Consider the following 23,966-nt stretch of genomic DNA (forward strand, 5'->3'; position numbering starts at 1 on the left):
TTGACGCAACGTCAAGGTCAAGGTCGGATTGATCGACACGAGGAGAAAGTTCTGACCCTGTCTCGGAACGCCGACTCAGGCAGCGTCGCGAATGGCGTCGAGTGACGTGAACAGGTCTCGGGCGAGGTCGTCGACATGTTCGAGCCCGACCGACAGGCGGACGAGGCCGTCACCGGGTTTCGCGGTGGCCGCCACGGGCCGATGCGTGAGCGAGGCCGGGTGCTGGATGAGCGTATCGGCACCGCCGAGGGAGACCGCGTGCACGATGAGATCGCAGTGTTCGACGAAGGTCCGGGCCGCTTCGAACCCTCCGGCGAGTTCGATGGCGATCATCGCGCCGCCGCCGTGCATCTGCGAACCGACGAGCCCGCGCGGATCGGAGTCGGCGAGACCGGGGTAGTGGACACGGGCGATCTCGGGGCGTGTCTGGAGGCGCCGGGCGAGTTCGCCTGCGGTGTCCTGGGCGGCGCGCATCCGCACTGCCAGCGTGCGCAGTCCGCGGTGCAGGAGATAGGCGCCCATCGGGTGCAGCAACCCTCCGGTGATGGCGCGGACCCGACGCAGACGCATCGTCCAGTCGCTGTTCGTCGCGATGATCCCGCCCATCGCGTCGCCATGACCGCCGAGGTACTTCGTGGCACTGTGCAGCACGAGAGCTGCCCCATGGTCGAGCGGACGCTGGAGCACTGGGGTGCAGAAGGTATTGTCGACCAGTACCGGCACATCTCCTGCCGCTGCGACGACGGCGCCGATGTCCACGAGGTCGAGGCTCGGGTTGGCCGGAGTCTCGATGATGACGAGGCCGGTGTCCTCTCGGATCGCCGAGGCGATCTCATCTTCTTTCGCCCAGGTCACCGAGGTGCCGAGCAGTCCTGACTCGAGCAGGTGATCGCTTCCTCCGTAGAGTGGGCGAACGGCGACGATATGAGGAGTGCCAGCCTCGACCGCGGCGAGGAGCGCAGCGGTCATGGCTGCCATTCCAGTGGCGAAGGCGACGGCGGATTCGGCGTTCTCCAGTTCGGCGAGCGCGGACTCGAAGCGTGCCACACCGGGCTGCCAGAGCCGCTGGTAGACAGGAGAGTCCCCCTCTTTCAGAGCATGGCCTCCAGCGAGGCTCTCATAGGAATCTCCTCCCGTGCGGACATCGTTGACCGGGTTGGTGGTGGAGAGGTCGATTGCTGGAACGTGGACGCCTTCGTCTGCGAGACCGTCCATCCCGCCGTGGACCATTCGGGTCTCAGGGTGCATAGATGTCATAAGCGTATTCAATCCAGTTCTCCCGACGTGCGCAATGAATGTGCAATGACCTGCAGGTATTCGATGCTCTCCAGGAGAATCTGCGATGAGGTATGGGAGACTGTGACTCATGTCGCAGAATGTCTCACTCGATGGCACCGATCTTCGCCTCCTGCAGGAGCTCAATGCCGATGCACGCGCATCGGGCGCGGTTCTGGCCGCGGCCGTCGGCATCTCGGAATCGACGGTGTCCCTGCGTCTCAAACGACTGAGATCGCTCGGTGTCATCCGCGGCTTCCATATCGACGTCGATCCGACGGCGTTGGGAGTCGGCCTGCAGGCGCTCATTTCGATTCGGTTGGCCAAGCATGATCGGACCGAGATCGACGCGTTCACTGCGGCCGCGCCGAAGTTCCCGGGGGTGGTGCGGATGTACCATATGGCCGGAGCCGACGACTACCTGCTCCACATCGTCGCCACAGACACCGCGGCCGTGCAGTCCTTCGTCCTCGACTATCTCACTCGGTATCCCGCCGTGGCCCATACACGCACGAACCTCATCTATCGTGTCGAAGACGGCTCCGCTTGGATCCCCGAGGAATGATCCCAGAGGTGCCCTGAACTGCCATACTGTCCTCATGGCAGAGAACAAGACCCAGCCGACCGACGCCGATGTCGCCGCCTACCTCGATTCGGTGACTCCCGAGAAGCGCCGCGAGGACGGACTCGCCCTCGACTCGATCTTCCGTGAGGTCACCGGCGAAGAACCCGTGATGTGGGGTCCCTCGATCGTCGGCTACGGCCGCTATCACTATCGATCCCCGGTGAACCCGCGCAACCACGGCGAGTGGCCCGCGACAGGGTTCTCCCCTCGCAAGAGTCAACTCTCGCTGTACGGACTCAAGGACCTGCCCGAGGCGGCGAATCTGCTCCCGGAACTCGGGAAGTACACAGAGGGTGCCGGCTGCGTCTATGTGCGTCGTTTGGAGAACATCGACGAGGCGGTGCTGCGCCGACTCATTGCCATCGCCGCGGCCCGTCCCGACGATCCGGAACCGGCCGACTGATCACAGGCACCGGTTGGAAGCCGATGGATGACTCCGGTTTGCTGATCACGGGTCCGTGATCAGCTGCGGGCGGTGATACTCAGCCCCTGTTTGCGCTGGTGGACAGAGAAGTACTGCAGTCCCGCCTCGGCGTCGGCGAGGAATCGGCGGCGGGACTTACGGGGCAGCCACACGAGCTGGCCGGGGGACAGGTCGATCGTTCCCGTTTCGGTCTCAAGGATGCCTGCACCGGCGAGGACGTGGATGAGGACGTCGAGAGACGGACCGGTATGTTCTCGGATCTCCCCGCCGGGGACCAAGGCAATGACATTCGCGTCGAGGTCACGCCGCTGCGTCGGCAGCTGCCAGACGGATCCGGAGTCCTCGGCGGTATCGCTGAGTTCGGTGACGTCGAGGACGACGCGAGGGGCCGGTGTGCCGGCGCGACGGACGATGCGCACCCGAGCTTCACCCTCTGTGCTCTCCAACGGCTCCCAACCGACCGCACCGGCGAACTCGCGGACCATCTCCACACGCAGGCCTTCGGGTACGTGATCGTTGACGAGGATCAGGCCTGTGCCGACCTCGAGTTCCTCATACGCCTTGATGATGAGCGGATGCCGCTCCGGCTTCGGTATGTTCCGGACGTCGATGACGGGTTCGTCTGCCACAGCAATACCTCTCAGTCGCTTCGATGATTCCGCATCGAAACTATCACCACAGTGGGAAATCGAGATTACGCTGAGGAAGGAAGCAAGCCTCCGACCTGTACACCACTGAGGAAGGAATTCACGATGACCGAACAGGCGTCCGCACAGAACCTGGAGAGTCTCAGCGCAGAGCTGCTGGAGAAGGCTCGCGGGGTACGCAGCGGGCGGGCCGCTAAGGGCGTGTTCACCGGAACCTATCTTCGGCAGGCCCTGCTCACACTGCGAGCGGGTGCCGAGCTCGCAGAACATGATTCCCCACCGGAAGCGACGTTGCAGGTCGTGACAGGTCAGGTGCGGATGGTGACGGCCGATGAGACCTGGGAACTGAGCGCCGGAGAACTCATCGCCATTCCCCCTCAGAAGCACTCGGTGGAAGCCCTGACCGATGCGGCATTCCTGCTCACGATCCGTACGGAGATCGACAAGGGGTGATCGACTCCGGTCCCGGTATTCGACTCCGGGGCCGGTCTGCGACTCCGACCCCGCCTCGGCGGATTTCGATTCAGCGCCAGCCCCGCCTCGGCGAGATTCGGGGCGAAATATGGAAAAGGCACCCCGTGCTCACAGGATGCCTTGACGGTGGGCCCAGAGGGACTCGAACCCCCGACCCTCTCGGTGTAAACGAGATGCTCTAGCCAACTGAGCTATAGGCCCCACCTGCGTCGACGACGACTGCGACAGCGCTTGATCAGTATGCCATACCCGAGGGTGAGCAGCGAAACGGGAGCGCCGGCGTACACGGTGAGGATCAGATCTGTGACCGGGAGGATCGCAGCAGCCGCGCCGCATTGGCTGCGAAGTTCTCTGCTGCATCGGCGGGGTCGACGTCGAAGAGTCTGCGGTTCTGTTCGACGGCCACGGAACCGAGAGTGAGCGTGAGGATTCCATGAGAGAGTTCGGCTCCCAGCCGATCGGTCGCCAGCGCCTGCGGAGTGACATCCGTTGGGGCGATCGAATAGCCGAGCAGCACGATCTCGGCACCGTCACGGTATTTCAGCAGCACCTCGCGAAGTGACATCGCGGCGGCGAGTGGATCGACGGTGGCGGGACAGAGAGTATCGACTTCGGCCTTGAGGCTGCGCGAGATGAGGATGAGAAGAGACTGCTTGTCCTTGACGTGCCAGTACAGCGCAGACGGCTGAACGTCGAGTTCGCGGGCCAGCCGGCGCATGGACAGATCGCCGAGACCGTAACGCGAAAGGATGGTCAGGGCAGTGGTGGTGATGCTTTCGGCGGTCAGTGCCAATGAGACATACCTTTCATTCTTCCAAAGTGGCCGGTCCCGATTTTTCAGATCGCGTTCCCATCGCTATAGTAGTTCCTGGTCACGGGATATAGCGCAGCTTGGTAGCGCGCCTCGTTCGGGACGAGGAGGTCGTGGGTTCGAATCCCGCTATCCCGACCAAGGGAAAGTGCCGCATCATCGCTCAGACGAGGATGCGGCATTTCTGCATTCACAGCCGATCACCGTCGCGATGGGGGTGCGCTGCACGAATGCAGCGCACCCCCATCTTCACGACTCGCGCTCAGGAGGATGAGCCTGGCTTCCGGGAGCCGGCATCGGATCGGTGGGCCGCCTCGGCGAAGTTCTCTGCGAGGAGATCGGGATCCGTGCCCCGCCACCGTGCGATCGCCTTCATCACCTGGTAGATGATGATCGCCGAGGCGGTGCCCAGGGCGATTCCTTCGAACTGCAGTCCGCCCGGGGTCCAGGTGAAGTTCGCGATGGCGACGATGAGTGAGACTGCTGCGGTGTTGAGGTTGATCGGATTGGAGAAGTCGACCTTGTTCTCCACCCAGATGCGCACGCCGAGCATGCCGATCATTCCGTAGAGCACGGTTGCCGCGCCGCCGAGGACTCCGGGTGGGATCGTGGCGATGATCTCGCCGAACTTCGGCAGCATGCTGAGGATGAGGGCGATGATCGCCGCGCACAGGTAGGCGGCTGTGGAGAAGATGCGCGTGGCTGCCATGACGCCGATGTTCTCGGCATAGGTCGTCGTACCGGAACCGCCGCCGGACCCGGCGAGGATGGTGGAGAATCCGTCAGCGAAGAGCGTTCGGCCGGTAAGGCGGTCGAGGTCGCGGCCGGTCATCGCGGCAACCGACTTCACATGGCCGATGTTCTCGGCGATGAGGACGAGGACGACGGGCAGGAAGAGGCCGAGGTAACCGAGGTCGAAGGCCGGAGCATGGAACGCGGGCAGACCCACCCAGTCGGCTTCGGTGACGGTGGAGAAGTCGAGTTCGCCCTGCAGCCACGCCGCGCCATAACCGACCAGGACGCCGATGAGGATCGAGAGCCGGCCGAGCATACCGCGGAAGAGCACCGTGGTGAGCAGAATGGCGATGATCGTGATCACGGCCGTCAGGGGAGCGGCCTTGACCCAGTCCCAGGCGGCGGGGGCCAGGTTGAGGCCGATGAGTGCGACGATGGCACCGGTGACCACCGGGGGCATCGTCACCTCGATCCAGCGGACACCGACGAAGTGGACGACGAGACCGACCAGTGCCAGGGTGACGCCCACGGAGATGATTCCGCCTTGGGCCAAGGCCATGGCGTGCGGTTCGAGGTCCTCTCCGGCTGTCGCCGAGAATCCCGTGACTGCGCCGATCGGGGCGAGCAGCCCGAACGACGATCCGAGGTACGAGGGCATCATGCCCTTCGTGATGAGCAGGAAGAGCAGCGTGCCGATGGCGGTGAAGAACAGCGTCGTCGACGGCGGGAATCCGGTGAGCAGGGGGACGAGGAACGTCGCGCCGAACATCGCCACGACGTGCTGGGCACCGATGCTGATGGTCCGCGGCCAACTCAGACGCTCCTCGGGCAGAACCTTCTCACCGGGACCGATCGTGCTGCCGTCCCCATGCAGACGCCAGCCGCGGCGACTGCCCGTTCCATCGTGAGTGTCCGTCTGTTCCGAATCCGCCATAGTGCTCCTCGTTCCGTTCTTCCCGTTTGCGGATCGTTGTCCGGGCGTCGGACAGCGGTCCGAGCCGGCGAGAGAAGTCTATGCTCCCGCTCGACGCCTCGACGAGTCCGCGATTGTCCTATGCGCTCGGTTCGGGTGTTCTCCCACTCCGATGCGGAGTCCGATACAGAGGAGAGGATCGCGGTTCAGATAGCGCATTGAACGGTGTTCAGGAGATCTGACCTGGACTGACACAGAATCTGCGCAATCACTCGGAGACAAAGGACCAATCGATGACGACTGTGAACCCTGACCAGACCGTGAACCTCGACCAACTTGTGAGCCCTGACCAATTCGCCGAGTCCATCCTCGACGGGGCGGCAATCACGGAAGCGGAGGCACTCGCGCTTCTGTCCACACCGGATGAGGACCTCTTCGGGCTCGTCCATGCCGGATCGCGACTGCGGCGACGATACTTCGGCATGACGATCAAATTGAACTACCTCGTCAATCTCAGATCGGGTATGTGTCCGGAGACCTGCACCTACTGTTCACAGTCGCTGGGGTCGAAAGCGGAGATCCTCAAATACTCGTGGTTGAGCACCGAGGAGGCCATGGATCAGGCGAGCATGGGCATCGGCGGGGGGGCCTCGCGAGTCTGCCTCGTCGCCAGCGGTCGCGGCCCCAGCCGCCGGGACGTCGACCGCGTCGCAGAGATCGTCGGACGCCGCAAGGGCGAGAACCCGGAGGTCGAAGTCTGCGCATGCCTGGGCATCCTCAAGGAAGGGCAGGCCGAATCGCTCAAGGAAGCGGGAGCTGACGCCTACAACCACAACATCAACACTGCCGAGTCCTTCCACGACAACATCGTCAAGACCCACACCTATGAGGACCGGACGAACACCGTCGAACTCGCCAAGACCGCCGGACTCTCACCGTGCAGCGGCCTCATCGTCGGACTCAGCGAAAGCGACGAGCAGATCATCGAAGCGCTCTCTGCGCTCAAGGCTCTCGACTCGGAATCAATCCCGATCAACTTCCTCGTCCCTTTCGACGGCACCCCGCTCGAGGGGCAGTGGAACCTCACCCCCATGCAGTGAATGAAGATCGTCGCGACGGCACGATTCGTCTGCCCCGACCGTGAGATCCGACTTGCCGGCGGTCGAGAGATCCACCTCAAGTCGCTGCAGCCGATGGCCCTGCACCTGGCGAACTCGATCTTCCTCGGCGACTATCTCACCGCTGAAGGTCAAGCCGCAGCCGATGACCTCGCCATGATCCGCGACAACGGAATCACCATCCTCGGCCAGGAAGAGAAGACGGCCGGTACCTGCTGTTCGGACGCTCAGACCACCGCCGAGGCGGCCGACCACACCGATCCCGTCATCCGCCGACGCGGCGCAGGCACCGTCGCATCCGCCAATGCCTGAGAGTTGTCCGCTCAGGACCGGCGCAGGCTGCGCTTGAGGATCTTCCCGGCCGAGTTCTTCGGCAGTTCGGCCACGAACTCCACTTTCTTAGGCACCTTGAATCCCGCCAGACGAGATTTGACGTGGACGATGACATCCTCGGCGGACAAGGGAGGCTGGCCCTCCTTGAGGACGACGAAGGCGGCGACCGCCTCGATCCACTTCTCGTCGGCAATGCCGACCACGGCCACCTCGGCGACCTGGGGCAGATCGAAGATCGCATCCTCGACCTGACGGCTGGCGACCAGGACACCACCGGTGTTGATGACGTCCTTGACCCGGTCGACGACTTCGATGAAGCCGTCCTCGTCCACTTTGACGAGGTCGCCGGAATGGAACCAGCCGTTGTCGAAGGCTTCAGCGGTGGCTTCCGGACGATTCCAATAGCCTTCGCACAGCTGCGGCGACCGGTAGAGAATCTCGCCTTCTTCTCCGGGACCGACATCGACGCCGCCGGCGTCGACGACTCGGGCCTCGACGAACATGACCGGCCGTCCGGCCGAACCCGGGTGGCCATCGTGCTCCTCGGGACGCAGGACTGCGCACAGAGGGCCGAGCTCCGACTGGCCGAAGCAGTTATAGAAACCGAGCTGCGGGAGCCGCTGGCGCAGACGCTCGAGAATCGGTCCCGGCATGATCGAAGCTCCGTAGTAGGCCTTGCGGAGGCTGTCGAGGTTGCGGGTGCCGAGGTCGGGGCTGTTGGCCAGAGCCACCCAGACGGTGGGGGCTGCGAAGAACGAATTGATCTCGCGTTCTTCGAACAGCGCCAGCAGCTGATCGGGAACAGGGGCGGGGACGATGATGTTGTGCGCGCCGATCGACAGCAGCGGAAGCAGGAAGACGTGCATCTGCGCCGAGTGATAGAGCGGTAAGGCATGGACGGCACGATCCGTGGCTGCGAAGTCGAGCGACATCAGCGACGACAGGTACTCGTGGATAAGAGCACGATGAGTCATCACAGCTCCCTTGGGCGCCGAGGTGGTGCCGGAAGTGTAGAGGAGCTGCGCTACGTCCGTATCAGAGACGGAGAACTCTGCGGTGCCTGCCGGTGCGATCGAATCCGAGGTGGCGACCGGAACGAGGTCGGCGAAGTCGAACACCTGCGCGGCCGCACCGGTCGGAGTCTCGGTGACAGCGGACATGAGGTCGGCATCGGCGAAGACGATCTTCGCACCGGAATTGCTGAGAATGTAGTCGAGCTCGTCGTTCTTCAGCTGATAGTTGACCGGCACATGGATGAAGCCGGCCCGCGCGCAGCCGAGGTAGAGGAGGACGAAGAGGTCCGAGTTCTTTCCGTAGGCGGCGACCCGGTCGCCTTTCGTCACACCCAGGCGGACGAGTTCTCGGGCCACCGCTGTCACGGCAGAGTCGAGTTCTGCATAGGACCAGGTCCGGTCGGCGAATTCGATGGCCGTATCGGTGGTGAATCGGCCGGCGCTGCGACGGATGAGGTCGGAGACCGTGGACGAATTTCCGATGGCGGGGGATTCGGAGGAGTCGTGTGTAGTTGTCATGATCCAAATATATGAGCCAGATCACGTTCCTCGAAAATCGTCCGCCGATCTCTTCATCGTGTTCCGTCTGATTCCAGGGACCACTGGCCAGGCCATGTTCCCCGGTCCCGATGTAATAGTGTGGAGGCATGAGACATCCGAAGGTGAGTGACTGCGTTGAGGTCTTCGACTCCCTGTGGCCACCGGCCTTGGCCGAGTCATGGGATTCCGTGGGATTGGCCGTGGGTGACCCGGACAGCGAGGTCCGATCGATCCTCCTGGCTCTCGATCCGATGGACGCCGTGATCGCCGAGGCCGTCGTCCTCGGCGCGGACCTCGTGTTCAACCATCATCCGCTCATGCTCAAACCGGTGAAGTCGGTGAACGCCGCCACGCTGAAGGGCGGCGCCGTGCACACCCTCATCAGCAACGATATTGCGCTGTTCAATGCGCATACGAACGCTGATTCGGCCCGAGGCGGAGTCTCCGATGTGCTCATCTCACTCCTGGGCATCAAGGACGCGCAGCCCCTCGCCGCTCACAGCACCCCCGCCGAGTCGGGCATCGATTCGCTGCCGACGGGAATCGGTCGCGTCGGCGATCTCGACGAACCCACCCCCGTCCGCGACCTCGCCAGACGGCTGTCGTCACAGCTGCCGCGCACCACGACCGGTGTGCGCATCGCCGGTGACCCCGCAGCGACGGTCACTCGCGTGGCGGTCTGCGGCGGCGCCGGCGACTCACTGTTCGACGAGGTCCGGGCCAGCGGCGCCGACGTCTATGTGACCGCCGACCTGCGTCACCACCCGGCCACCGAGGCGCTCGACACGGCGAATCGCCGGGAAAGCGGGCTCTCGCTCATCGACGTCTCCCACTGGGCGTCGGAGACGGTCTGGCTCAATGCAGCGGCCGAAGCGCTCGAGACGGAATTCGCCCGGCGCGGATTCACCGTCTCGCTGCAGCACTCGGCGGTCAACACCGACCCCTGGGTCGAACGGTACTGACAAGGAGACCGACGATGCTCATCACGGACAGCCAGAGAACAGCGCTGCAGACTCTCATCGAACTCACCGCCAACGGGCGCGCACTGCGGTTCGAACATGACAATCCGAAGCGAGCGGAAGAGCTGCGGGAGCTCGTCGCCCGCCACAAGGAACTCGGTGAGAAACGCACCGCTGCCGCTGCCGTCGTCGACGGCCACCAGCAGGCAATATCCGAAGCCACCAGTCTCATCGAGGCGCAGCGGTCGAAGATCGAGAAGAAGACCGCCGAGCTCAACGACGGAACCGGCCTGACGAGCAGAGACATGGTGAATCTGCAGGAGGAGATCGCCGGTCACGAAGCTCGGGTCTCCGAACTCGAAGAATCGCAGCTGGAGGAGATGGAGAAGCTCGAAGCCGCCGAGGACGACCTCGGCGCCGTCGATGACCGAATCGCCGAAGTCACATCCTCCGGCAAAGAGGTGCAGACCGCAGTGAAAGATCGGAAGGCGGAGCTGCAGGAGCTCATCGCCGAGAACGAATCCGCGGCTGAAGGCCCGAGAAGCGAAATGCCGCAGCAGCTGCTCACGACATTCGATGCCAACGTTCGGCAAGGAGGTCCCGGAGCTGCACTCCTCAACGGACCGAACTGTCAGGCCTGCGGTCAGGAGATCGGCGGCGCAGCCTGGCACGGAATGCTCGGCGCCGATGTCAACGAAACCTATGAGTGCGAGGAATGCGAAGCGGTGCTGCTGCGTCGCAGCTGAGCCCCGCTGAGGAGACCCGTCGACCCCGTCGGACGCGGGTCAGTCCCGGAGGACGATCATGAGGTTTGCCGGCTTCGACTTCGTCGCTGCCCCGAATTCGACCTCGTAGTACTCTTCAGCCCGAGCCACCAGGTCCTCCACGGTGTCCGGCAGAGCACGGTCAGCGGAGAGCAGTCGACCGGCGAACTCGCCTCGGTAGAACTTCGCCCAGTGGGAGACGACACGGCGCTTCCCACTGCTGACGGACACCGCACCCATGGTCACGACCTGATCGGTGGGACCCGGCCACACGGACCGGTAGTCGCTCGAACGGCAGTCGAGGGCCACCTCGGCGGGATCAAGTGAACAGGACTTCGCCAGGATCGGCTTCCAATAGGAGGTCAGCTTTCCCAAGGTCCCCAGATCGGTCTTCATCGCCAACCGGTAGGCGGGGATGTGATCGAGCCCGTGCACCCGACCGAACAGGGCGGAGAAGATGTGAACGTCGTGGAGGCGCTCACGCAGCTGCGCGTCATCCTCCGACTGCGCCACGAGAACGCTAGCGCCCATCGCCTCGTAGAGGACGCCGGAATAGGTGAGCAGAGCCGGAGCGCAGGGGATCTCATCGAGCACCGTGTTGCGTTCGACATCCTCGGTGAGTGACGCCCCGACACCGAGCTGTTCGAGGGCATCCCGACGCTTCGACACCTTTTTGAGGGCGGCCAGGACACGTTTGCGCTTCGTGGTGAGTTCCGGAGCCGAGAGACTGTCGAGGTCGAGCGTGGGGCCGGATGACGACGGAGTCTTGCCCTCGGAGGGCGGCAGCAGGATCTTCACCACCCCATCGTATGATCCGGAGCTGACCCGGCCGGGACCGGGGGCAGATGAAATTGATCACGTTCACCCCCGGGACCCAGGGCACACGAGATCTGCGTGCATGGGGGAGGCCTCGAGCGACTACACTGGGATGCTTGAGGACAGGTCACCAGACGGTCGCGGCTCTCATTGCGAGGGCTGAGGAACGTCCGGGCTCCACAGAGCAGGGATGGTGGGTAACACCCACCCGGGGCGACCCGCGGGCCAGTGCAACAGAAAGCAGACCGCCCAGTTCCGACTGGGTAAGGGTGAAACGGTGGTGTAAGAGACCACCAGGGCGGCGGGTGACCGTCGCCGCTGGGTAAACCCCATCCGGAGCAAGATCAGACAGACGACGTTCGAGGCTGCTCGCCGAGTCGTCGGGTGGATTGCTTGAGGCCGGTGGCAACATCGGTCCCAGATAGATGACCGTCAGGCGAGAAGGGCGACCGACTCGTCGACAGAACCCGGCTTATCGGTGGCCTGTCCTCACTCTCAGCTTCCGTCGGCGTGCCTTCGTCGGCGGCATCTGCTGCGCCTTCGTCGATTCCCGACGAGGTTCTTCACAGCGTCAGGACGGACTGCGTCGGACCTTCGCTTTGCCGTCGTTGACCGCGATCATCGCAGCTCCCACGATTCCGGCGTTGTTGTACAGCTTCGCCGGCTTGAGCTTCGCTCGCGTCTTGATCAGCGGCAGGAACTCGTCATGGGACTTCGAGACTCCGCCGCCGACGATGATGATGTCGGGGGCGACGAGGAGTTCGATCCGCGAATAGTACTGCTGCAGCCGAGCCGCCCATTCGGGATAGGTCAGTCCCAGTCGGGTTCTCACCGATTCTGCGGCCTGCGTCTCAGCATCGGCGCCGTTCATCTCGATATGGCCGAGTTCGGTGTAGGGGACCAGCCGGCCCTGAGCGAACAGGGCGGTTCCGATTCCCGTGCCCAGCGTCGTCAGCAGAACGGTCTTCTTGCGGTGCTTGCGACCGGCGCCGAAGGCCATCTCCGCCAGTCCGGCGGCATCAGCGTCGTTGAGGAAGTACACGGTGCGGCCCGTGCTCTGTCCGATGATCTCGGCGATGGGCGAACCGATCCAGCTCTGATCGAGATTCGCCGTGTACTCGACACGCCCTTCGCGGATGACACCGGGGAAGCCGCAGCCGACAGGCAGAGAGTCGAGGGTAGCGCGGTCGCTGACGAGTTCGAGTTCGACGGCGCGCTCGCTCAGTGCATCCAGCACAATAGCGATCGTGGCGGCCACTGCATCCGGTGTGCTCGGTTTCGGGGTGAGTTCGCGCAGTCGTTTGAACGGCAGCTTGCCCGTCGCCGTGTCGACGAGTGCCGCTTTGATTCCGGTGCCGCCGATATCGATTCCGATCGCGAAGCGCGGGGAGGTCTCGCCGCTCATCTCATCACTCCTCGTGTGCGGGTCCCGCGGCGATCGCGGTGTCGGCATCGGGCAGGGTCAGGATATCGGCACCGGACTCGGTCACCACCATTGTGTGCTCGAACTGGGCGGAGCGTCGGCGATCCTTCGTCACCACGGTCCAGGAATCGTCCCAGACGTCCCAGTCGATCGTGCCGAGGTTGAGCATCGGCTCGATCGTGAAGATCATGCCCGGCTCCATGGTCTCGGCGTGGGCGGGAGCGGCGTCGTAGTGCGGGATGATGAGGCCAGAGTGGAACTCACGTCCGACCCCGTGTCCGCTGTAGTCGCGCACGACACCGTAGTCGAAGCGCTTCGCATACTTCTCGACCACTCGTCCGATGACGTTGATCTGTCGTCCTGGTTTGACGGCTTTGATTCCGCGCATCATCGACTCGTAGGTGCGTTCGATGAGCAGGCGAGACTCCTCGTCGACGTCTCCGACGGTGAACGTGTAGTTCGTGTCCCCATGCATGCCCTGGTAGTAGGCGGTGATATCGACGTTGACGATGTCGCCGTCTTCGATGACGGTCGAATCGGGGATGCCGTGGCAGATCACCTCGTTGACGGAGGTGCACACGGATTTCGGGAACCCGCGATAGCCCAGCGTCGACGGGTAGGCTCCGTGATCGCACATGAACTCGTGCGCCACCTTGTCGATGTCATCGGTCGTGATGCCCGGGGCGATCATCTCGCCGACGGTGGCCAGGGCGTTGGCCGCGATCCGACCGGCCGCGCGGACCGTCTCGACCTCCTCGGCGCTGTAGTAATTGTTTCCGCGGCCCTCATCGGCGTCGGCGCGGCCGACATACTCGGGGCGGGGGATGTCCTTCGGCACACCGCGTTCGGGCGAGAGGGTGCCGGGTGTGAGCAGGGCGAGTGTGAACAGTCATGATGGTCTCGATCCTATGCTGGAAACGCGGCTTTGTCCCGCCGCCTGCGCGCCTGTCGATGCCGCAGCGAGGGCCGGGTGGAGTCTAGAATCGGTACCAGCCGTGCCAAGGGAACGGGAGGCAGATTGAGCGACGACACGACATCGGCGGGCCACGAGTTCGCTGGCCTGGGCGAAGTGGTGAGCCTGACGAGCGCACCGCAGCAGATCGCCGATCACATCCTCTCCGGAATCGCCGTGGGAGCGCTGCCCGAAGGCACCTTGCTGCCGGGAGAACGCACCTTGGCCGCGGATCTGCAGGTGTCCCGCTCGAGCGTGCGGGCAGCCCTGCTGCGGCTCGAGCGCCTCGGTGTCGTAGAACGCCGTCGCGGCCGTGGGGGAGGGACGTTCGTCAAGACCGCCCGCCCCGAGGCGCTGGCGCCGATGGCCGGCCGAATCGACGAATTCCACGCCGAACGACGCAACCTCCTCGATGCCCGTGCCGTCTTCCAGAATTCCCTGGCCGCGACCGCGGCGCGCAGACGCACCGAGGATGAGCTGAGCGAGCTCCGGGAGCTGGCCGAAGTCTATTCCCAGCGCGCCGAGGCGGCCGCGGCGCGCACCGCGGATGCGCAGTTCCATTTCGCCATCGCCCGTGCCGGGCACAATCCGGAGCTCGTGCGCATGGCCATCGACCTCGATACGAAGATCAACGCCGGTTTCCGTCACGATCCGTTCTCCGCTGAGCTCTTCGACCATGCCGTCGACGACCACGCCGCGATCGTCGAAGCGATCGCCGCCGGCGACGCCGCAGAGGCCGGCCGACTGTGCGAGGAGCACTTCAGGTACACAACCATCGTCCCCCGCCCCTAACACCTCCCCTTATTACTACCTGACGGCGGCCCAGATACCTCGCGCGAGGTTGCTGAGCCGCCGTCAGGTAGTAATTGGGTCAGTTGGCTAGGGCGTGGGCCACGGACACGGCCTCGAAGCCGAACGCCTCGGCGACGTTGTCGTTCGTGACATGACCGTTGTGGATGTTGAGGCCCCGAGCCAGAGCCGCATCATTCGACAGCGCCTGATGCCATCCCTGATCGGCGATCTTCACAGCAAATGGCAGAGTCGCGTTCGTCAGAGCCGCCGTCGCCGTGTTCGGCACCGCACCCGGCATATTCGCCACGCAGTAGTAGACCGAGTTATGGACGGTGAACGTCGGATCGTCGTGAGTCGTGGGACGAGAGTTCTCGAAGCAGCCGCCCTGGTCGATGGCGATATCGACGAGAACCGAACCCGGCTTCATCCCGGCGACCATCTCGTCGGTCACAAGCTTCGGAGCCTTCTTGCCTGGAATGAGCACCGAACCGATGACGAGATCGGCCGAGGCCAGTGACTTCGTGATCTCATACGTGTTCGACACCTTCGTGCCGATGGCACCGGCGAAGGTCTCATCGATCTGCCGCAGCCGCGGAATGTTGATGTCGATGACCTCGACAGTCGCCCCGAGACCCAGAGCCATCCGGGCGGCGTTGGTTCCGGCCACACCGGCACCGATGACGACGACATTCGCCCGCTCGACGCCGGGGACGCCGGACAGCAGGATGCCGCGACCGCCACCCGCCTTGAGCAGGCTGTGGGCACCGACCTGCGTCGACAGGCGTCCGGCGATCTCACTCATCGGAGCCAGCAGAGGCAGTCCGCCGCCGTCGGGCTGGACGGTCTCGTAGGCGATGGCTGTGGTGCCGGCCTCCATCAGGGCCGTGGTGAGTGCCTCGTCGGCGGCGAGGTGGAGGTAGGTGAACAGGACGAGGTCCTTGCGCAGGTACCCGTATTCCTGGGCGATGGGTTCCTTGACCTTGAGCACGAGGTCGCCGGCGGCCCACGTGGCGGCGGCGTCGGGGGCGATCGTCGCTCCGGCTGCTTCGTATTCGGCATCGGTGATGAAGGAGCCCTCGCCGGCTCCTGCCTGCACGGTGACCTCGTGGCCGTGGGCGACGAGTTCATGGACGCCGGCAGCGGTGATGGCGACTCGGAACTCGTTGTTCTTGACCTCTGTGGGCACTGAAATGCGCATGATGTGTCCTTCTCTCCTGATGGTGTGCCGCAGGGGCGGCGGCGACCGACTTCTCCGTCTGCCGTCGATGGTGTCAACTCTATTCCTTTGAAGGTTTGGAGAGCAAACCTTTAAACCTGTTTTCGTCATCAGAATTGCGGAATCAGTGTGTCTGAGTACCAGATATCGCGGAAATCATGATTCCAGTCGTGCTCAGACGGCACCAAAGGTGCAGATGAGGCCGCTTCTGGTGCGTCTGCGACAGGTGCCGTCAGTTCGTCTCCTGAAACGGTAAGCTGAAGGGGTCAATGCAGAACCCCGCTGAGGAGAGAAGGCTCGCCATGGGACTCTACGAAGATATCGACGACCCGAACTCGAAGTACTACTTCAACCTCGAGACGAACACCGTCGAAAAGGGTCTGGTCAGCGATTGGACCCACCGCATGGGGCCATACGAGACCGAGGAAGTCGCCCGCGCCGCCCTGGACAAGGCACGTGAGCGCAATCAGAAGTGGGACGAAGACGACGAGAAGTGGAACGGCTGAACTGATGTCGCGTCAGGAGGAATTCGTTCTCAGGACCGTCGAGGATCGTGAAGTGCGATTCATCCGACTCTGGTTCACCGATGTCCTCGGACAGTTGAAGTCCGTGGCCATCGTCCCCGCCGAACTCGAAGGTGCCTTCTCCGAAGGCATCGGGTTCGACGGTTCGGCAGTCGAGGGACTGTCGCGAGTGTTCGAGGCCGATATGGTCCTCAAACCCGACCCCTCGACATTCTCTCTGCTGCCCTGGCGCGGGGAGACCGAACCGACCGGGAGGATGTTCTGCGACATCCACGTTCCCGGGGGAGAACCGGCACCGGCTGACCCGCGCAACGTCCTCAAACGCACTCTGGCGAAAGCCGCCGAACGCGGCTTCACCTTCTATGTGCATCCTGAGATCGAGTTCTACCTGTTCAAGACCGACAATCTCGATCCGGTCTCCGGGATCAGCGACGGCACCGCGCCGATGCCCGTCGACACGGCCGGCTACTTCGACCATGTCAACGGCGGAACGGCCAATGACTTCCGCCGCGAAGCCGTCACCATGCTCGAAGCCATGGGACTGTCGGTGGAGTTCTCCCACCACGAGGCCGGACCCGGTCAGAACGAGATCGATCTGCGCTATGCCGACGCCCTGACGATGGCCGACAACGTCATGACGTTCCGGTCGGTCATCAAAGAGGTCGCGATCTCCCAAGGTGTCTACGCCTCATTCATGCCCAAGCCGATGGCCGAGCACCCGGGCAACGGGATGCACACGCACGTCTCCCTGTTCGAGGGCGAGAACAATGCTTTCTTCGAGCCCGGTGCCGAATATCAACTGTCGAGGACCGGTCGCCAGTTCATTGCCGGGCTGCTCACCCACGCCGCCGAGATCTCCGCGGTGACCAACCAGCACGTGAACTCGTATAAGCGGCTGTGGACGGGCCACGAAGCCCCGTCCTACATCTCGTGGGGCCACCGCAACCGTTCCGCTCTCGTGCGGGTCCCGCAGTACAACTCCGGCAAGTCCTCATCCGCCCGTGTCGAATACCGTGCACTGGACTCCGCTGCGAACCCCTACCTGTCCTATGCGCTCATGCTCGCGGCGGGACTCAAAGGGATCGAAGAGGGCTACGAACTGCCCGAGGAAGCCGAGGACAACGTCTGGCTGCTCTCGTCCACCGAACGTCGGGCGATGGGCATCGAAGCGCTGCCGCGCAGCCTGTCCCATGCCCTTGAGCTGATGGAAGGCTCGGACCTCGTCGCAGAGACCCTGGGCGAGGAGGTGTTCGACTTCTTCCTGCGCAATAAGCGACAGGAATGGACCGACTACCGTGCCCAGGTGACTCCCTACGAACTCGCCAAGCATTTCACCTCGATGTGATGGCAGCGATCACCTCTCGCACCACCAGCATCCCGGATGCGACGGCTCGATTCCTCCGTGAGGTCGACGAGCTTCTCGGACAGCCATTGGCCACCGACTCGCGGTTCGTCGACCTGCTCATGGCCGTGCCTGACCCGCACGGGGCGGCGCTGGGTCTGCTGCGCGTGGTCGAGGCAGCAGGGGAGGAATCACCTGCGCTGCTGGACGCGGTGAGGTCGGGAAACAACGGCGACCTCGCCGAGGATGAACTCAACCGTCCGCTCCTGGCGCGCCTGCTCGCGGTGGTCGGCACCTCGGAAGCGATGGTCGACCACCTTGTCCGGCACCCCGATTCCCTCCCTCTGCTGCTCGCTCCGGACCCGTTCCTGCTGATCTCCACACCAGCCGCCTCGGCGGTGTCACTGCGTGCTGAGATGCTCACGGTCCTCGGTGCGGACCCCGACGACCCGGCTCCGCGTGCCACCGTGACCGGAGATGAAGGCGTCAAGACGCTGCGACGGAACTACCGAGACGCTGTGCTTCGCCTCGTCGCCGACGACCTGTCGGCGGAATCCCCGGACGAGATCGTCGACCATGTCATGGCCGTCCTGTCCGACCTGGCCGCAGCCGCGCTCGATGCGGCCCTGGCCATTGCGCGGGCGGAGATCGAAGAGGCGGCCGACATCCGTCTTGCGGTCATCGCCCTGGGCAAGACCGGAGCACGCGAACTCAACTATGTCTCCGACGTCGACGTCGTCTTCGTCCTCGACTCCGCCGAGACCGATGGAGCCAGGAATCTGGCGACCGACCTTGCCCAACGCATGCGCAGCATCCTCTCCGACGCCGGCGGCGAGCCCGCGCTGTGGGAGGTCGACACGGCGCTGCGTCCCGAGGGCAAAGCCGGAGCGCTCGTGCGCACGCTCTCGGAGTTCGAACACTATTACGCCGATATCGCCGAGAACTGGGAGTTCCAGGCCCTCCTCAAAGCCCGACCCGTCGCCGGTGACGTGGAGGTGGGGGAGGCGTTCTCCGAATCCCTTCTGCCCTTGGTCTGGAAGGCGGCCAGCCGGCCGGGCTTCATCGACGGGATCCGGGCGATGCGCCGACGCGTCGTCGACCTCATCCCGGCTGTGGAGGCCCCACGCCAGATCAAACTGGGTCGCGGCGGACTGCGGGACGTCGAATTCTCCGCACAGATGCTCCAGCTCGTCCATGGACGCAATGATGAGGACATCCGGACTCCGAACACCCTCGTCGCTCTTGGTGAGTTGGGAGAACACGGCTATATCGGCCAACAGGATGCCGCCGTCTTCTCCGCCGCATACCGGTTCATGCGCGTCGTCGAACACCGAGTGCAGATCCCGAGGATGATGCGCAACGCGCTCATCCCCGACGATGAGGGCAAGCTGCGGATGCTGGCGCGTTCCGTCTTCCGCTCCGGTTCCCGGACCGGCGACCGCCTCGAAGAGGCGCGCCGTGACTATGCGAAACAGGTCACCCGCCTTCACGAGCAGATCTTCTATCGTCCCATCCTCGAGGCGGCCGTCGGCATCCATGGTGCCGTCGTGGATGCGCAGAAACGGGGAACGAGTCTCCAGGCGGCCGCCGACCGTCTCCAGGCCTTCGGATATGTGGACCCGCAAGGAGCATTGGGCCATATCAAGGCCCTGACCACGGGGATGTCGCGCACGGCCATGGTCATCAAGCAGGTGCTTCCTGCCCTGCTCGACTGGTTCTCCGATGGTGTCGAACCCGACCGAGCGCTGCTGGCCTTCCGACGGCTCAGCGAATCGCTGTCATCGTCCGGGTGGTTCCTCAAGATGCTCCGGGACTCCGGTCTGGCCGCGAAGTCGGTCGCCGAAGTGCTCTCCCTGTCCGGGTACGCGACGGAGCTTCTGCTGCGTCAGCCCGCGGCTGTCGCCTGGCTGGATCGCTATGAGAACCTCGAGGCCCGTGACCTGGAGATCCTCAACGCCGAGGTGGACGGACTGCTCCGTCGCCACGGGGCCGACGCGGTCACTCCGATCCGTGAGACCTACAGCCGTGAGCTGCTGCGCATCGCTCTGCGCGACGTCCTCGATGTCGGAGACCGGGCCGAGATACCCGGCGATCTCTCCGATCTCATGGACCTGGCGGTCCGCGGTGCCCTGGAGGCGGTCCGAACCGACTTGGACGGGCCAGAGACTCCGGACTACGAATTCGGGATCATCGCGATGGGCCGCTGGGGCGGACGGGAGATCGGCTACTTCTCCGACGCGGATGCGATGTTCGTCTACCGTCCCATTGCCGACGACCTCGACGCCGAAACGCGTGGGAAGCTGAGCAAACATGTGACGAAGGTGGCCCTCCAACTGTCAACGCGCCTCAAGGCGAGCGAAGGTGCTCAGGGCGTCGACCTCGACGCGGATCTGCGTCCGGAGGGCAAGAACGGACCGTTGGTGCGCAGCTTCTCGTCCTACCAGGCCTACTATGCGAAATGGTCCCAACCGTGGGAGGCACAGGCACTCCTCCGGGCACGTCCGGTGGCAGGCGACGAGGGACTCATCGCCGATTACCTGGCACTCATCGATCCGCTGCGCTATCCCGTGGAGATGCCGCAGAAGGCGCTGACGCAGGTGCGCACGCTCAAGGCCCGGATGGAAGATGAACGTCTGCCGCGCAGTGCCGATAAGCGTCGACATCTCAAACTCGGTCGAGGCAGCCTCTCCGATGTCGAATGGACCGTCCAGCTCCTCCAGCTCCAACACGGGCATCGCCTGGAAGGTCTGCGTACGACTTCGACTCTGCCGGCACTCAAAGTCGCCTCGAACGAAGATCTGCTGCCCGCCGAGGATGCCGAACAGCTGGCGGCGGCATGGCAGCTGGCCACCGATGTGCGTTCGGCCGTGATGCTCTTCCGCGGTCGCACCGCCGAATCGCTGCCGACCGATCACACCGAACTCGAGGCCACGGCCCGTCTGCTCGGCTATCCGGCAGGGGCGGCCCATGACCTCGAAGACGATTACCTGCGTACCACCAGGCACGCACGGTCCGTGATGGAGCACCGCTTCTACGACTTCTGAGGCACTGGCTGCGGCAGATCGCCGAGGTGAGAATTCCCCCGGGCGCCAGCTGAGTCAGATTTCGGTCGACGGGTCAGTCGGCGAATTCGAGCCCGAGCAGGGCATTCTCGATCACCTCGGGCAGAGCCGGGTGGATCCAATACTGCCCGGTGGCCATCTCGTCGGCCTTCTGGCCGAAGGCCATGGCCTGGATGAGAGGTTGGATGAGCATCGAGGCTTCGTGGCCGACGATATGCGCGCCGAGGATGTGCCTGGAGCTGCGATCGGCGATGATCTTCACGATTCCCGGATCATCGGCCATCGCCCAGCCGTAGGCGACATCGGAGAACTTCTGCACCTTGACAGTGACGTCATGTCCGGCCTCCGCGGCCTGCGCCTCGGTCATGCCCACATAGGCGACCTGAGGGGAGGAGAACACAGCGCCGGGAACGGCATGATGGTTGACGACGGTGAGGTCATCGGCCAGTGCACTGCCCGGCGCGCCTGCCGCGACATCGGCGGCGAGGTTGCGGCCGACGACCTTCGCTTCGTGGTTGGCGACGTGCTTGAGCTGGTGCGGTGAGGAGATGTCTCCGAGAGCGAACATTCCCGGCACCGGCTGTCCGGCGGAGAGGACTCGTTGGTATTCGTCCACGGACAGGCGCTTCCCACCGGTGATGTCGAGACCGGCGGCCTCGACATCGAGTTCGGCGGTGTTGGGGACCCTTCCCGTGGCCACGAGCACACCGTCGGCGGTGATCGACTCCGGCAGGTCCGCCTCGGCGAGGCGCCCGCTGGGTGCGAGGGTCACTGTGACCTCTCCGTCGGCGATGTCGATCTGCTTGGCCTGAGCCCCATGGACCACGGTGTGGGCGGAGTCGAAGATCCGGGTGAACTCGTCGGCGACCTCCTCGTCGATATTGCCCAGGAGACGTGGGCCGCGGGCCAGGACGGTCACCTCGGTGCCGAGGGCGGCGAAGACATGGGCGAATTCCATGGCGACGATCCCGGAGCCGATGATGACCAGGCGCTGCGGCTGATCGGCGCGGCGCATCACGGTGTTCGAGGTGAAGACAGGGTACTCGGCGGTGTCGATGCGGGCGGTGTCGAGTCCGTCGATGTCGGGGATGACGGGGTGGGCGCCGGCTGCGATGACGATGCGATCGGCGGTGATTTCCTCACCGGAGGCGGTGGCCACGGTTTTCTCGCCGGTGAAGTGAACGTGTTCGGGGACGACGGTGACGTTGGGTTGGCGGTCGCTGCTGCGGTACTCGCGTCCTCCGGATTCGATGGCGTCGATGCGGGAGAAGATGCGCTCCTGGAGTCCGGCCCAGTCGACCTTCGGGTGGGTCGGGGTCAGGTTGTAGCGATCGGCCTGGGTGGCCTGCTCGGCCAGGGTGGCGGGATAGACGAACATTTTCGTCGGGATGCATCCGACGTTGAGGCAGGTGCCGCCGAAGTGCCATTCCTCTGCGATGGCGGTCTTCAGTCCCGCGAATCGCTTGTCGAGGAACATATTTCCCGAACCGGTGCCGATGAGCAGCAGGTCATAGTGCGTCAAAGTCCATCCTTCCGATGGTGCGTGATCCGACCGGCCGCGTGGGCGACCGCAGAGCCGAAAGGGCGCCACGGGTGATAACCCGTGACGCCCTCACTCTATTCCACTCGGCTGCGGGATCTCAGTTCGTTTGGGATCCGCGATCAACGCCGATCAGAGTGCGTAGTACAGCTCGAACTCCGTCGGTGTCGGACGCAGGCGAGCGACGTCGAGTTCGTTCTCACGCTTGATGCGGATCCACGTCTCGATGAGGTCGGGAGTGAACACATCGCCGGCGGTGAGGAAGTCGTGGTCCTTCTCGAGCTCGAGGAGCGCCTCGTCGAGGGTGCCGGGAACGAGCTTGATGTCCTTGGCCTCCTCGGGCGGGAGTTCGTAGAGGTCCTTGTCGATGGGCTCCGGCGGTTCGATGCGGTTGCGGATGCCGTCGAGTCCGGCCATCAGCTGGGCCGAGAAGGCGAGGTAGGGGTTCGATGAGGGGTCCGGAACACGGAACTCGAGTCGCTTGGCCTTCGGCGAGGATCCCGTTACAGGGATGCGGATCGCGGCCGAACGGTTGCGGGCGGAGTACACGAGGTTGACCGGGGCCTCATAACCGGGCACGAGGCGACGGTAGGAGTTGATCGTCGGGTTCGTGAACGCCAGCACCGCGCCGGCGTGCTCGATGAGTCCGCCGATGTACCAGCGGGCCAGGTCGGAGAGTCCGCCGTAGCCGTTCTCGTCGTAGAACAGGGGCTCGCCGTTCTTCCACAGCGACTGGTGGCAGTGCATTCCCGAGCCGTTGTCGTCGAAGAGCGGCTTGGGCATGAAGGTCGCGGACTTGCCGAGCTCGAAGGCGGTGTTCTTGATGACGTACTTGAAGTCGAGCAGCTGATCGCCGGCATGCTGGAGGGTCTTGAACTTGTAGTTGATCTCCTGCTGACCGGCGGTGCCGACCTCATGGTGCGCCCGCTCCATCTCGAAGCCGATCTGCTCGAGCGTCAGCGACATCTGGTCGCGGATGTCGGCATACTGATCCTGCGGGGAGACCGGGAAGTAGCCGCCCTTGAAGGGGGTCTTGTAGCCCTGGTTTCCGCCGGGCTCATCAGTGCCCGTGTCCCATGCTGCTTCCTGCGAGCCGATCTTGTAGAAACTGCTGCCGGGAGTGTTCTCGTAGCGGATGGAGTCGAAGAGGTAGAACTCGGCCTCGGCTCCGAAGAAGACGGTGTCGGCGATGCCGGTGGACTCGAGGTAGGCCTCGGCCTTGGCTGCGACCTGTCGGGGATCGCGCGAGTAGGGTTCATCGGTGAACGGATCGACGATCGAGTGCGTGACGACCAGTGTCTTGGCCTCACGGAAGGGGTCGATGTATGCGGAGTTGACATCGGCCAGCAGCTTCATATCGGATTCGTGGATGCCCTGGAAGCCTGTGATGGAGGACCCGTCGAAGAGCAGACCTTCGGTGATCTCCTCGGTGCCGTATGCGGCGGCGGGGAGGTTGAAGTGCTGGACCACACCGGGCAGGTCGCAGAAACGGACATCGACGAATCTGACGTCGTTGTCCGAGATGAAGTTGACGAGTTCTTCAGCAGACGAGAACACTTAGGTCTCCTAGTTCGTGTACGGTGGCCGTTTGTTGTGACCACGGTCAATCTTAGTCGCCGAAGAATGAAGTGGTGATGTCGCCCATGTTTCGGGCATGTTTCCTGAGGA

General features: G+C 64.0%; 20 protein-coding genes, 2 tRNA genes, 1 other RNA gene and 1 pseudogene. 12 read left to right on the forward strand and 12 right to left on the reverse strand.

The genetic code is table 11. The annotated features are described in order from the left end of the window. Positions 1-75 precede the first annotated feature (75 nt). Positions 76-1,257 carry a trans-sulfuration enzyme family protein gene (locus GUY30_RS08235; RefSeq protein ID WP_167196039.1) on the reverse strand — a complete coding sequence of 394 codons (1,182 nt, stop codon included), beginning with the start codon at positions 1,255-1,257 and terminating at the stop codon, positions 76-78. Positions 1,258-1,366: 109 nt separating this feature from the next. Here GUY30_RS08235 and GUY30_RS08240 point away from each other — a divergent pair, with 109 nt between their 5' ends. Both GUY30_RS08240 and GUY30_RS08245 read left to right on the forward strand, forming a co-directional pair. Next, positions 1,367-1,840, forward strand: coding sequence for an Lrp/AsnC family transcriptional regulator (locus GUY30_RS08240; RefSeq protein WP_101554022.1), 474 nt, complete (start codon positions 1,367-1,369; stop codon positions 1,838-1,840). Between the two features lie 34 nt (positions 1,841-1,874). Then, positions 1,875-2,303, forward strand: coding sequence for a DUF1801 domain-containing protein (locus tag GUY30_RS08245; RefSeq protein WP_167196042.1), 429 nt, complete (start codon positions 1,875-1,877; stop codon positions 2,301-2,303). A gap of 59 nt (positions 2,304-2,362) precedes the next feature. On the opposite strand, the gene GUY30_RS08250 is transcribed toward GUY30_RS08245, so the two are convergent. Beyond that, positions 2,363-2,953, reverse strand: a complete 591-nt coding sequence (locus tag GUY30_RS08250; protein WP_228281819.1) for a DUF2249 domain-containing protein — start codon at positions 2,951-2,953, stop codon at positions 2,363-2,365. A gap of 123 nt (positions 2,954-3,076) precedes the next feature. On the opposite strand from GUY30_RS08250, the gene GUY30_RS08255 reads away from it, so the two are divergent. Next, positions 3,077-3,424, forward strand: coding sequence for a cupin domain-containing protein (locus GUY30_RS08255; protein ID WP_167196046.1), 348 nt, complete (start codon positions 3,077-3,079; stop codon positions 3,422-3,424). 148 nt (positions 3,425-3,572) lie between these two features. On the opposite strand, the gene GUY30_RS08260 is transcribed toward GUY30_RS08255, so the two are convergent. Both GUY30_RS08260 and GUY30_RS08265 read right to left on the reverse strand, forming a co-directional pair. Further along, a tRNA-Val gene (locus tag GUY30_RS08260) sits at positions 3,573-3,646 on the reverse strand. Between the two features lie 94 nt (positions 3,647-3,740). Next, a complete protein-coding gene (locus tag GUY30_RS08265; protein ID WP_167196050.1) occupies positions 3,741-4,238 on the reverse strand; it encodes a TetR family transcriptional regulator in 498 nt (165 codons plus the stop codon). A gap of 82 nt (positions 4,239-4,320) precedes the next feature. Between GUY30_RS08265 and GUY30_RS08270 the strand changes: the two genes are divergently transcribed. After that, positions 4,321-4,397 (forward strand) — tRNA-Pro (locus GUY30_RS08270). Positions 4,398-4,518: 121 nt separating this feature from the next. Here the strand turns inward: GUY30_RS08270 and GUY30_RS08275 are convergent. Further along, positions 4,519-5,925: a uracil-xanthine permease family protein gene (locus GUY30_RS08275; protein WP_228281821.1), complete on the reverse strand. Its 1,407-nt coding sequence runs from the start codon at positions 5,923-5,925 to the stop codon at positions 4,519-4,521. Between the two features lie 272 nt (positions 5,926-6,197). Between GUY30_RS08275 and bioB the strand changes: the two are divergent. Further along, positions 6,198-7,211 (forward strand): annotated as a pseudogene (gene bioB, locus GUY30_RS08280) (biotin synthase BioB); the annotation flags it as partial. 134 nt (positions 7,212-7,345) lie between these two features. On the opposite strand, the gene GUY30_RS08285 reads toward bioB, so the two are convergent. Then, the gene (locus GUY30_RS08285; protein ID WP_167196053.1) at positions 7,346-8,887 is read right to left on the reverse strand and encodes a fatty acyl-CoA synthetase; all 1,542 of its coding nucleotides are present in this window, start codon (positions 8,885-8,887) and stop codon (positions 7,346-7,348) included. A gap of 128 nt (positions 8,888-9,015) precedes the next feature. Here GUY30_RS08285 and GUY30_RS08290 point away from each other — a divergent pair, with 128 nt between their 5' ends. After that, the gene (locus GUY30_RS08290; RefSeq protein WP_167196056.1) at positions 9,016-9,870 is read left to right on the forward strand and encodes a Nif3-like dinuclear metal center hexameric protein; all 855 of its coding nucleotides are present in this window, start codon (positions 9,016-9,018) and stop codon (positions 9,868-9,870) included. A gap of 14 nt (positions 9,871-9,884) precedes the next feature. Then, positions 9,885-10,613: a zinc ribbon domain-containing protein gene (locus tag GUY30_RS08295; RefSeq protein WP_167196061.1), complete on the forward strand. Its 729-nt coding sequence runs from the start codon at positions 9,885-9,887 to the stop codon at positions 10,611-10,613. A 39-nt stretch (positions 10,614-10,652) separates the two neighbouring features. Here the strand turns inward: GUY30_RS08295 and GUY30_RS08300 are convergent, their stop codons facing one another. Then, complete coding sequence (locus GUY30_RS08300; RefSeq protein WP_167196064.1) at positions 10,653-11,429, reverse strand: YaaA family protein; 777 nt, start codon at positions 11,427-11,429, stop codon at positions 10,653-10,655. A 140-nt stretch (positions 11,430-11,569) separates the two neighbouring features. Here GUY30_RS08300 and rnpB point away from each other — a divergent pair. After that, an RNA gene (rnpB, locus tag GUY30_RS08305) (RNase P RNA component class A) lies at positions 11,570-11,938 on the forward strand. A gap of 80 nt (positions 11,939-12,018) precedes the next feature. Here rnpB and ppgK read toward each other — a convergent pair. Both ppgK and map read right to left on the reverse strand, forming a co-directional pair. Next, complete coding sequence (gene ppgK / locus GUY30_RS08310) at positions 12,019-12,852, reverse strand: polyphosphate--glucose phosphotransferase (protein ID WP_167196068.1); 834 nt, start codon at positions 12,850-12,852, stop codon at positions 12,019-12,021. 4 nt (positions 12,853-12,856) lie between these two features. Further along, on the reverse strand, positions 12,857-13,759 hold the full coding sequence (gene map, locus GUY30_RS08315; RefSeq protein ID WP_167200830.1) for a type I methionyl aminopeptidase: 903 nt from the start codon (positions 13,757-13,759) through the stop codon (positions 12,857-12,859). Between the two features lie 129 nt (positions 13,760-13,888). Here map and GUY30_RS08320 point away from each other — a divergent pair, with 129 nt between their 5' ends. Then, positions 13,889-14,614 carry a FadR/GntR family transcriptional regulator gene (locus tag GUY30_RS08320; protein ID WP_167196071.1) on the forward strand — a complete coding sequence of 242 codons (726 nt, stop codon included), beginning with the start codon at positions 13,889-13,891 and terminating at the stop codon, positions 14,612-14,614. Positions 14,615-14,693: 79 nt separating this feature from the next. Here the strand turns inward: GUY30_RS08320 and ald are convergent, their stop codons facing one another. Next, entirely contained in the window at positions 14,694-15,812 is a 1,119-nt protein-coding gene (ald, locus tag GUY30_RS08325) for an alanine dehydrogenase (RefSeq protein WP_167196074.1), read from the reverse strand. A gap of 287 nt (positions 15,813-16,099) precedes the next feature. On the opposite strand from ald, the gene GUY30_RS08330 reads away from it, so the two are divergent. Genes GUY30_RS08330 through GUY30_RS08340 form a run of 3 tightly spaced genes read left to right on the forward strand, consistent with a single transcriptional unit; the run spans position 16,100 to position 20,740 of the window. Further along, a complete protein-coding gene (locus GUY30_RS08330) occupies positions 16,100-16,336 on the forward strand; it encodes a hypothetical protein (protein WP_323127781.1) in 237 nt (78 codons plus the stop codon). 4 nt (positions 16,337-16,340) lie between these two features. Further along, positions 16,341-17,699 carry a type I glutamate--ammonia ligase gene (glnA, locus tag GUY30_RS08335; RefSeq protein ID WP_167196077.1) on the forward strand — a complete coding sequence of 453 codons (1,359 nt, stop codon included), beginning with the start codon at positions 16,341-16,343 and terminating at the stop codon, positions 17,697-17,699. Next, entirely contained in the window at positions 17,699-20,740 is a 3,042-nt protein-coding gene (locus GUY30_RS08340) for a bifunctional [glutamine synthetase] adenylyltransferase/[glutamine synthetase]-adenylyl-L-tyrosine phosphorylase (protein WP_167196080.1), read from the forward strand. The genes glnA (GUY30_RS08335) and GUY30_RS08340 overlap by 1 nt, the downstream gene beginning before the upstream one ends. Positions 20,741-20,813: 73 nt before the next feature. On the opposite strand, the gene GUY30_RS08345 is transcribed toward GUY30_RS08340, so the two are convergent. Together GUY30_RS08345 and glnA (GUY30_RS08350) are read right to left on the reverse strand one after the other, a co-directional pair. Beyond that, positions 20,814-22,280 carry a mycothione reductase gene (locus tag GUY30_RS08345; protein WP_167196083.1) on the reverse strand — a complete coding sequence of 489 codons (1,467 nt, stop codon included), beginning with the start codon at positions 22,278-22,280 and terminating at the stop codon, positions 20,814-20,816. A gap of 150 nt (positions 22,281-22,430) precedes the next feature. Then, positions 22,431-23,855, reverse strand: coding sequence for a type I glutamate--ammonia ligase (gene glnA, locus GUY30_RS08350; RefSeq protein ID WP_167196086.1), 1,425 nt, complete (start codon positions 23,853-23,855; stop codon positions 22,431-22,433). Positions 23,856-23,966: the final 111 nt, after the last annotated feature.

Source organism: Brevibacterium pigmentatum, assembly GCF_011617465.1.
Classification (GTDB): domain Bacteria; phylum Actinomycetota; class Actinomycetes; order Actinomycetales; family Brevibacteriaceae; genus Brevibacterium; species Brevibacterium pigmentatum.